Origin of the sequence: Sulfurimonas sp., from assembly GCF_028694895.1 — a bacterium.
GTDB lineage: Bacteria > Campylobacterota > Campylobacteria > Campylobacterales > Sulfurimonadaceae > Sulfurimonas.
In genome coordinates, this window is record NZ_JAQVKA010000156.1 from 1 (window position 1) to 2,698 (window position 2,698).

Sequence of the window (2,698 nt, forward strand, 5' to 3'; positions counted from 1 at the left end):
CACTGTAACCTAGATATTTAAAAGCTTCTTGCATGTGAAGAGGTACAGGATAGTGAACAGCAGTTGGAACTCCAAGCTCAGATAGTTTTGCAACCATTGCTTCTCTATCTTTTACTCTGATTGAGTACTGTGCATATACACTTATGTTGCCCTCTGCAATTTTAGGAGTGATAACATCTGCATCTTCAAGTAAATCACTATATCTTGAGCCAATCTCATCTCTAAGTCTTGCTTCTTCTTCAAAGTGTTTTAGTTTAACATTAAGTATTGCTGCTTGGAGTGCATCAAGACGACCGTTAATTCCAATATATTTATGTTTATATCTCTCATTTTGACCATGATTTAAGAGCATTCTCATTTTTGTTGCAAGTTCATCATCACTTGTAAAGATAGCTCCACCATCACCATAAGCGCCAAGTGGCTTAGATGGGAAAAAGCTTGTACATGCGATAGTTGAGAGGTTACATGATTTTTTATCATTATATGATGCACCAAAACTTTGACATGCATCTTCGATTACCATGAGATTGTGTCTTTTTGCTATATCGTTTATAGCGTCCATATCAGCACATTGACCATAAAGTGAAACTGGGATAATAGCTTTAGTTCTATCAGTGATAACTGCTTCAATCTTTGATGGGTCTATGTTGTAACTCTCTTCATCAATATCAACAAAAATACTCTTTGCACCCAAAAGAGCAATAACTTCAGCAGTTGCAATAAATGTAAATGGTGTTGTAATAACTTCATCGCCTTCGCCAATATCAAGAGCCATTAAAGCTAAAAGAAGTGCGTCAGTTCCACTACTACAACCGATTGCATGTTTTGCACCTGTATAAGCTTCTAAGCCTTTCTCTAGCGTATTTAGCTTCTCTCCGCCAATAAATTGTGCAGAGTTAAAGACTTCCATAACTTCGCTATTTATCTCAGATTCATATTTTTTGTATTGTGCTTGTAGATCTATTAAGTTTATTTTCATTTAGTTTTTATCCTAGTAATTAAATCTGTTTAAGATTTTTCGAGTATTTTTGCAACTGTTTTTGAACTGCCATGCTCTAAATAACCCCTGAGTGCTTTTGAGTCATTTAAAAACTTCTCTCTGTTATACTCATGGTATGCCCTTAAGAGATTCTTAGACGTAACATCCTCTTGTATAAACTCAGGATGAAGGGCTCTGCCATTGAATTTTGAGAACATAATATTTGCAAGTCCGATATACTCTAACTTAACAAGTCTGCTTGCTATGAAATAATCAAATCCCTTAGCAATATATGTCAAAATAAAAGGTGTACCAATCAGTGAAGCCTCTAGCGTTGCCGTTCCACTACATATAAAAGCAAAATCCGCCTCAAGAAGCGTCTTGTGCGTATCGTGGGCTATTTTAAAACCCGCAAGATTACCATAAACTTCTTTTATATCTTCTTTAGAGAAGTGTTTTGGAATGATAATAATCGACTCAGCGTTAAGCTCTTTTTGAATCTCCCTAAAGATGGGAAGAAGTTTTTTTATCTCGCCTTTTCTACTTCCTGGCATAAAGACAACTTTTTTTACTTCACTCTCTACACTCTCTTTAAATTCGCTTATCTGATCAAGTAACGGATGCCCAACATACGAAATAGGAGCGCTTGGTGAGTAGTACTCTTTTTCAAATGGCAAAATAGAAGCTAAATGGTCTATGGTTTGCTCTAAGATAGGGATACGTTTCTTTTTCCATGCCCAAGCTTGAGGCAATATATAGTAGATTATCTCTTTATGAGGATATTTTTTCTTGATTTTTTTAGCGAGTGGGAGGTTGAACCCTGATGAGTCTATGAGTAGAACTTTATCAGCTTCTTTAGCAAGCTCAAGCATTTGATTATTTAGTTTTATAAAAAAAAAGAGTTTCTTTAGCGCATCTACAAAGCCCATGATGGAGAGAGCTCTTAAATCAACTATGCTATTACCTAAGTCTCTATCAAAAATACCGATAAATTCAACATCATCACTTAACTCTTGTTTTAATGATTTTAGATGAATATTTGCAGAGTGTTCAAGCGCACTTACTAAAATTTTCATGAACCACCATCCCCCTCTCTATAGAACTTGTCATCATACTTTTTTTTACTCTCTTCTTTAACAAACTCATACATAAAAGTTGTAAGGTTTTCTATATCTTCATCACTTAAATTAAGAGCAAAAGGTATCATCAAATCTTGCTGTTGGTTTTCTGATATCTTTGAGCGAAACCTCTTTAGTTTGTATGACATATAACCTTTAGCACGGTTGGCTAAATATGGATAGTTATGCATACCTTCTAAATCTCTTCCATGGCAACTATAACATCCATTTTTCATATATAAACTTTTTCCTAATTCGTATGGCGACTCAGAAGATTTAGCAAACGAGATAAGGAGGAAAATAAAAAATAAAAAACGCAATTCTAAGCCTTTATTGTCTATAATTTTAGCATTATACCAAATTCATTTTTTAAAGAGGGCAGTGTTTATGATTTTTAAGAGTGCAATTGTATGTGATGTTAATGGTGAGAGAGAGTGTGATTTAAGAGTGGAAAATGGGGTCATTGCAGAGATCGGCATAGATATAAAAGGCGATGAGACAACTGATGCAAAAGGCCTCTACCTTATGCCACTTTTAGTGGATTTAAATATAAAGACTACAGACTCAACGCTAAATGAAAAAAACATAAAAGCGGTTGCAC

The 2,698-nt window shown here is 34.8% G+C and carries 3 protein-coding genes and 1 pseudogene; 1 reads left to right on the plus strand and 3 read right to left on the minus strand.

Annotated elements, in window-relative coordinates:
• From PHI38_RS10195 to PHI38_RS10205, 3 genes are all read right to left on the minus strand, one after another.
• A partial coding sequence (locus tag PHI38_RS10195) for a DegT/DnrJ/EryC1/StrS aminotransferase family protein (protein ID WP_299855776.1) occupies positions 1-979 on the minus strand: 979 nt, incomplete at its 3' end.
• A gap of 29 nt (positions 980-1,008) precedes the next feature.
• The gene (gene lpxB, locus PHI38_RS10200; protein WP_299855778.1) at positions 1,009-2,055 is read right to left on the minus strand and encodes a lipid-A-disaccharide synthase; all 1,047 of its coding nucleotides are present in this window, start codon (positions 2,053-2,055) and stop codon (positions 1,009-1,011) included.
• Entirely contained in the window at positions 2,052-2,417 is a 366-nt protein-coding gene (locus PHI38_RS10205) for a c-type cytochrome (protein WP_299855780.1), read from the minus strand. The genes lpxB and PHI38_RS10205 overlap by 4 nt, the downstream gene beginning before the upstream one ends.
• Before the next feature lie 67 nt (positions 2,418-2,484).
• Between PHI38_RS10205 and PHI38_RS10210 the strand changes: the two are divergent.
• A pseudogene (locus PHI38_RS10210) lies at positions 2,485-2,698 on the plus strand (dihydroorotase); the annotation flags it as partial.

Excerpts from the sequence above, each read along its gene's own strand:
- lpxB (WP_299855778.1), bottom strand. The coding sequence starts at position 2,055 with ATGAAAATTTTAGTAAGTGCGCTTGAACACTCTGCAAATATTCATCTA.